Raw genomic sequence first — 6,000 nt, 5'->3', positions numbered from 1 at the left:
AGCGACAGCAGCACGTCCTCGGGCTCAACGTCCTCCCGCGCCACCAGCTCCGGCGCCACCATCTCCTGCGCCACCAGCGACAGCAGCACGTCCTCGGGCGCAACGTCCTCCGGCGCCACCAGCGACAGCAGCACCAGCTCCGGGGCCACCAGCTCCGACACCAGCAGCTCAGGCGCCACCACGGACAGCAGCACCTCGTCCTCGGGCTCGTCGACCGACACCAGCAGCTCGAGCGGGAGCACCGACAGCAGCACGTCGACCGGTGGCAGCTCGGGAACCACCTCCTCGGGAACCACCTCCTCCGGGAGCACGGGCACTGAGCCGCCGTCCACCGGCGGTGTGCTCCCCGACGACGTGGCCAACGGTTCGGACGAGGGGGCGAGTGAGGTCGCCGGCGCCGGCCTCGAGGCGGACGACACGGGAACGACCCTGCCTCGCACGGGGGCGGCCAACCCGCTGCTCCTGCTGGTCCTGGGGCTGACGCTGGTCTTCACCGGCGCCGCCCTCGCCTACGACTGGCGTCGGCTCCGGCCGGATGGATCGCACAGCGCCGATCGCTGACCCCGTGGCCTCGACGAGGCCGGTCGGCACGCCGCGCCCGTCGCTCCAGGAGCGGCTCGAGGCCAGCCCGGCCGGCGAGATCGCGATCAGCGTGCTCATCGCGGTGATCCTGATCACGGTCGTGGCGTGGTCGATGCCGGACTCGGCGATCCGGCGAAAGGTCGTCGGCATCGTCGAACCGATGGCGCTGACCAGCGGACTGGACCAGTCGTGGTACATGTTCGCTCCGAACCCGTACCGGAACTCGGAGACCGTCCGGATCCACGCCGTGACCGCGGGCGGCGAGGAACGGGTGTGGGACTTCCCGTCGGGCGGCGCCCTCACGCAGTTCACGTGGTATCGGTGGCACAAGCTCAAAGAACAGGCCGTCCGGCACCCGGAGATACGGGCCGGCGTCGTGCGCTGGGCCGCCCGCCAGATCCTCGAACCGTCGGACTACCCCGCCGCGGTGTCGATGGTCCTGACGGTCCAGGACTTCCCGGCCCCTGGGGTCAGTGCGCCACCGGCGGCTCCCGCCACCGAGGTGCTCCACACCGAGGTGCTGGAGGACCCACCGTGAGGGCGAGCGACGGTGCCGCATCCGGGCGCTTCGTCCGGCGGTGGCGCGACTTCTGGTTCCTCCCGGAGAGCACCGCCGCGCTGGGCGTGGTGCGAATCGCGTTCGGCGTGCTCGTGTTCGGCTGGACGCTCTCGCTGCTTCCCCACCTCGGCACCTTCTTCGGTGACGGCAGCGTCACGCCGTCGTCCCCGACCGCGGGATTCGAGTGGGGGCTGTTCGACCTCGGCGGCGGCCCGGGCCTTCGTCTCGCCGTCTGGGCCGGGCTCCTCCTCGCCACCGTCATGTTGGCCGTCGGTTGGCACAGCCGTCTCGCCGCCTGCCTGGTGCTCGTCGGCGTGATGTCGTTCCAGCGCGGCAGCCCGTTCGTGTTCAACGCCGGCGACGCCCTCATCCGGCTCGAGGCGTTCTACCTGGTCCTCGCCCCGAGCGGCGCAGCCTTGTCGATGGATCGCCGCCGCATCGACGGCTCGTTCTGGTCGGCGCAGATCCGGGCGCCGTGGGCACTGCGGCTCATGCAGGTGCAGCTGTCGGTGATCTACGTGTTCTCGTTCCTCAACAAGGTGCCGGGCGAGACGTGGCGCGAGGGCACCGCCGTCTCCTACGCCCTGCGCATGACCGACATCGCCAACTTCTCCGTTCCCGAGCCCATCGTGGCCGACGCGCTCGTGATGAACGTCGCCACGTGGGTGGCCTTGGGGCTCGAGCTGGCCATCGGGGTGCTCGTGTGGAACCGGCGAGCACGGCCCAAGGTGCTGGCGGCAGGTGCGATCCTGCACGCGGTCTTCCTCGTGACCTTCGGGATCGCGTTCTTCTCGTTCGCGGTCTTCGTGCTCTACCTCGCCTTCCTCCCGCCGGACGGGCTGAGCGCCTGGGCGGCGCGGCGGCGTGACCGTCGTCGTCGTGATCGCCGAGAGCTCGACCCAGCGCCCGGGGCGGATCAGCCACCCCGGGCGCGCGTTGTCGATGCCCTGGTGGGCCCGTCGCCGACGCTGCTCGCTACGGGCCGACGACCCGCTCGCGGGTCTCGCCGCGCTCGGTGATGCGGACCACCTTGTTCACGGCGTTGAGGAAGGCCCGGGCCGACGCCTCGACGACATCGGTGGACACGCCCCGGCCGGACACGGTGACGCCGTCGGACTCGAGCTGGATGATGACGTCGCCGAGGGCGTCGACGCCGCCGGTCACCGACGACACGTTGAAGTCCGTGAGGGTGCCCTCGACGCCAGTGGCGGCCTTGATGGCCTGGCAGGCGGCGTCGATCATCCCGTCACCCTCGGCCGTCGCCTCGGACTTCTCGCCGTCGCGCACCAGCACGACCGTCGAGCTGGCCGGGCCGACGTTGCTGCCCCGGAACTCGATCGAGCTGAGCTCGAAGGCCCGGCCCACCTGGCCACCCAGCTCTTCGGCCACGATGGCCTCGAGATCGGCGTCGGTGAGCTGGATCTTGCGGTCGGCGAGCTCCTTGAAGCGGGCGAAGGCGGCGTTGAGGGCGTCGCCCTGGATGGTGATGCCCATCTTCTCCAGGGTGTCGGCGAAGGCGTGGCGCCCCGAGTGCTTCCCCAGCACGATCTGGGTCTCGCCCTGGCCGACGGCCGAGGGGTCCATGATCTCGTAGGTGCTGGCGTCCTCGAGCATGCCGTGCTGGTGGATGCCCGCCTCGTGGGCGAAGGCGTTCCGCCCAACGACGGCCTTGTTGTACTGCACCGGGTAGCCGGTGAGGCGGGAGACCAGGCGGCTGGTCTTGGCCAGCTCCTCCGCCTTCACGTTGGTGTCGAGCAGCGTGCCGTCGGGCAGGGCGAAGTAGTCCGACCGGGTGCGGATGGCCATGACCACCTCTTCCAGCGCAGCGTTGCCGGCCCGCTCGCCGATGCCGTTGATGGCCACCTCGACCTGGCGGGCGCCGGCCTTCACCGCAGCCAGCGAGTTGGCCACGGCGAGGCCGAGGTCGTCGTGGCAGTGGGTGGAGATGATGTAGTCGCCGGGGACCACCTCGCGGATCTTCGCCAGGCGGGCGGCGTACTCCTCGGGGATGCCGTAGCCGACGGTGTCGGGGATGTTCAGCGTGGTGGCGCCGGCGTCGACGGCCACCCGCAGCACCTCGCACATGAAGTCGAAGCCCGACCGGGAGGCGTCCTCGGGGGAGAACTCGACGTCGTCGGTGTACCGGCGGGCGTGGGCGACGGCGGCCGCGGCCTCGGACTTCACCTGGTCGGGCGTCATCTTCAGCTTGTGCTTCATGTGGGTCTCGCTCGTCGCGATGAACACGTGGATGCGGCTGCGCTCGGCGTGCTGCACCGCCTCCCAGCACCGGTCGATGTCGGCCCGGGCCGTGCGGGAGAGGCCGGTGATGACCGGGCCCCGAACCGACTTGGCGATGGCCTCCACGGCCTCGAAGTCCCCCTGGCTGGCGACGGGGAACCCGGCCTCGAGGTAGTCCACGCCGAGGCGCGCGAGCTGCTCGGCGATCTCGAGCTTCTCTCCCGTGTCGAGGGAGATGCCGGGCGACTGCTCACCGTCGCGCAGCGTGGTGTCGAAGATGATCACCGGTTCAGCCATGGCTTTTGTGCCTTTCGTGGTGCTGGTGGATGGGTGGTGGTTGGGTGGGGGAAGATCGGCGGCGGCCGGGGCGAACCCGGGCCGGAAAAGCAAGAAACCTCCTGGCCCGGAGGCACAGGAGGTTCGGCGAGCACCGGTATGGGGGCGCTCGCCCTACATAAGCAGGAGGTCGGTGGTCAGGTGGCGGGACTCCATAACTCGCATGACCGTCGCACGATACCGACGATCCGTCAAGGTCCGACCAGTCGGGCCGGGTAGTTTTGGCCCGTGGCCCGATTCCTGCGCATCCTCCTCAAGCTGGCGATCGTCGGCGGCATCCTCGCCGTCGTGGTGAAGGTGCTGCAGAACCGCAGCCACCCCGCCCCCGTCGTCGACCGCAACGCCTACAACTCGTGGGAGCCGCTGACCGACACGACGCCGGTGGCGTCGGGCGGGCCCGATGTCGCCTCCACCACGACCGCCAAGCAGGCCGCCGTGGAGGAGGCCGCCGCCGCCAAGGAGGCCGCCATCGAGCAGGCCGAGGCGGCCACCGCCGAGGCGCTCGCGAAGGGCGAGGCGGCCACGAAGGCCGCGAAGAAGGCCCCGGCGAAGAAGACGCCCGCCAAGAAGGCCCCAGCGAAGAAGACCGCGGCGAAGAAGGCGCCGGCCAAGAAGGCCGCCACCACGAAGAAGGCGGCGCCCAAGAAGGACACCGCGCCGCCCGCCGCCGACTGACCTGAGCGACGAGGGCGCGGCCACCGCCGCAGCCCTCCACCCGACGGCGCGGACCAGCGGCACCCGCACATCGAACGCACCGATGGGCGCAGTCCGACGCGCCAGGACGACCGTCGAGCTCGGTTCGCTCTTGACAGGAAGATATCTTCCTTTAAAGTTCGAGCCATGCGCCGACGACCGGGAACGCTGCTCGACCTCGAGGCCGCCATCCTCGCCGTCCTGGTCGACGCCGCCCGGTCTGGCCGGGACCTGCACGGCTTCGCCGTCGCCAAGGAGTTGGCCGATCGACGAGGGGCAAAGCGGCTCACCGCCCACGGCACCCTCTACAAGGCGCTCGGGCGATTGGACGACGGCGGCCTGGTCGAGAGCCAGTGGGAGGACCCGGCCCTCGCAGAAGCCGAGGGCCGCCCTCGCCGTCGCCTCTACCGCATCACCAGCGAGGGACGCGTCGCCCTCGCCGCGCACGGGGAGCCGACGGCCCGCACGGTGGCGACCGATCCCGGCACGGTGGCGGGATGACCGCCCCAGCGACCTGGGCCGATCATGCGGCGCGTTGGTGGGTCGGCCGCTACACGCGAGCGGTGGACGACACCGTCGCCGGCTTCCGGCGCGACGAGCTGGAGTCCGATCTCTACGAGCATCGCCAGTTCGCCGGGAGCGGCCCGGCACAACAGTGGAACGTCCTCGGTCGGGTGCTGTGGGGCATCCCCGCCGACCTCTCCTGGCGGCGGGCCGCCCTGGCGTCGACCAGACGCCATGACACAGGAGCAGCGCCCGTGATCCTCCGTAGAACCACCACCATCGTCCTCGTCGCGCTGGCCGCGTTCGAGCTGGCCGCCGGCATCAGCGTCGTCACCGCCGACGGCGCCGGCTGGCGCTACGCCGTGCCCCTGCTGCTGGGTGCGGGGCTGATCGCGGTCGGCTTCGCCCAGCGCGACCGCAGCCCGACCCTCGCGGCGGCGCTCTTCATCGTCGCGGCGCTGGTGCCGGCCGCCACCTTCTACTGGATGGCGCCCGTCTTCGTGCCGGTCGTGGTCCTCGTGGCCGTGCTCGCCATCGCCTCCGCGCGGCGCACCCCGCGCCCCTCCCCCGCGGTCTGAGCCCCGCTCAACCCGCACCGGTCCCACAGCACCCGGGCCTGGCCGGCGCACCGCGCCGGCCAGGCACCGTGGGCGGCGCTGTTCAGCCGTCGGCGTCGAGGCGGGCCACCAGCGTCTTCGGCGCCACCTGGCGGTAGGCGTCGGCACAGATGCCCGCGACCTCGGCCCAGTCGGGCGAGCGGTCGAGGCGCACGCCGAGCCATCCCCGGTGGCCGACGTAGGGCGGGACGAAGAAGCGGTCGGGCTCCTCGTCGACCATCTCGGCCTGCACGCCCGGCGCCGCCGCCACCCACAGGGCGAGGCGACCGTCCCCGTGGTGGTCGTCGTGGAACATCACGAAGCTCTTCTTGCCCCGCACGAAGAACGTGGGAGCACCGTGGCTCGGTCGCTCCTCCACCTCGGGCAGCGCATGGCACGCACCGCGCACCTCGGCCAGCGCGGCGGCCACCTCGTCGGCGGGAAAGGGCACGCCCCATGTTCGCCCACCCGCACGGCTCGTGCGACGACGAA

Annotated in this window: 9 protein-coding genes; 6 read left to right on the top strand and 3 right to left on the bottom strand. The window is 71.5% G+C overall.

Annotated elements, in window-relative coordinates:
- Positions 1-317, bottom strand: a 317-nt coding sequence (locus JNK12_23120; protein ID MBL8778841.1) for a hypothetical protein, incomplete at its 3' end; no start/stop codon positions are given.
- Between the two features lie 22 nt (positions 318-339).
- Between JNK12_23120 and JNK12_23115 the strand changes: the two genes are divergently transcribed.
- From JNK12_23115 to JNK12_23105, 3 genes are read left to right on the top strand one after another with little or no spacing between them, the layout of a single operon-like run.
- Entirely contained in the window at positions 340-561 is a 222-nt protein-coding gene (locus JNK12_23115) for an LPXTG cell wall anchor domain-containing protein (protein ID MBL8778840.1), read from the top strand.
- The gene (locus JNK12_23110; protein MBL8778839.1) at positions 536-1,120 is read left to right on the top strand and encodes a hypothetical protein; all 585 of its coding nucleotides are present in this window, start codon (positions 536-538) and stop codon (positions 1,118-1,120) included. The genes JNK12_23115 and JNK12_23110 overlap by 26 nt, the downstream gene beginning before the upstream one ends.
- Positions 1,117-2,160 (top strand): HTTM domain-containing protein, encoded by a 1,044-nt coding sequence (locus JNK12_23105; protein MBL8778838.1) that lies wholly within the window; start codon positions 1,117-1,119, stop codon positions 2,158-2,160. The genes JNK12_23110 and JNK12_23105 overlap by 4 nt, the downstream gene beginning before the upstream one ends.
- Here the strand turns inward: JNK12_23105 and JNK12_23100 are convergent.
- Positions 2,117-3,676 (bottom strand): 2-isopropylmalate synthase, encoded by a 1,560-nt coding sequence (locus JNK12_23100; GenBank protein MBL8778837.1) that lies wholly within the window; start codon positions 3,674-3,676, stop codon positions 2,117-2,119. The two genes, JNK12_23105 and JNK12_23100, sit on opposite strands and share 44 nt — an antisense overlap.
- A 267-nt stretch (positions 3,677-3,943) precedes the next feature.
- Between JNK12_23100 and JNK12_23095 the strand changes: the two genes are divergently transcribed.
- The 3 genes from JNK12_23095 to JNK12_23085 all read left to right on the top strand — a co-directional run bounded on the left by JNK12_23095 (position 3,944) and on the right by JNK12_23085 (position 5,490).
- Positions 3,944-4,390 carry a hypothetical protein gene (locus tag JNK12_23095; GenBank protein ID MBL8778836.1) on the top strand — a complete coding sequence of 149 codons (447 nt, stop codon included), beginning with the start codon at positions 3,944-3,946 and terminating at the stop codon, positions 4,388-4,390.
- A gap of 165 nt (positions 4,391-4,555) precedes the next feature.
- A complete protein-coding gene (locus tag JNK12_23090) occupies positions 4,556-4,909 on the top strand; it encodes a helix-turn-helix transcriptional regulator (GenBank protein ID MBL8778835.1) in 354 nt (117 codons plus the stop codon).
- Positions 4,906-5,490: a hypothetical protein gene (locus JNK12_23085; protein MBL8778834.1), complete on the top strand. Its 585-nt coding sequence runs from the start codon at positions 4,906-4,908 to the stop codon at positions 5,488-5,490. Before JNK12_23090 ends, JNK12_23085 begins: the two co-directional genes overlap by 4 nt.
- Positions 5,491-5,572: 82 nt before the next feature.
- On the opposite strand, the gene JNK12_23080 is transcribed toward JNK12_23085, so the two are convergent.
- Entirely contained in the window at positions 5,573-5,959 is a 387-nt protein-coding gene (locus JNK12_23080) for an MmcQ/YjbR family DNA-binding protein (protein MBL8778833.1), read from the bottom strand.
- Positions 5,960-6,000: the final 41 nt, after the last annotated feature.

The organism is Acidimicrobiales bacterium (genome assembly GCA_016794585.1).
Lineage (GTDB): Bacteria > Actinomycetota > Acidimicrobiia > Acidimicrobiales > DATDAH01 > JAEUJM01.
This window is presented reverse-complemented; position numbering and strand designations above follow the sequence as displayed.

Bases quoted from the DNA above. Each gene is read 5' to 3' on its own strand.
- JNK12_23110 (MBL8778839.1), top strand. From the start codon at position 536: ATGGATCGCACAGCGCCGATCGCTGACCCCGTGGCCTCGACGAGGCCG.
- JNK12_23100 (MBL8778837.1), bottom strand. From the start codon at position 3,676: ATGGCTGAACCGGTGATCATCTTCGACACCACGCTGCGCGACGGTGAG.
- JNK12_23090 (MBL8778835.1), top strand. From the start codon at position 4,556: ATGCGCCGACGACCGGGAACGCTGCTCGACCTCGAGGCCGCCATCCTC.
- JNK12_23085 (MBL8778834.1), top strand. From the start codon at position 4,906: ATGACCGCCCCAGCGACCTGGGCCGATCATGCGGCGCGTTGGTGGGTC.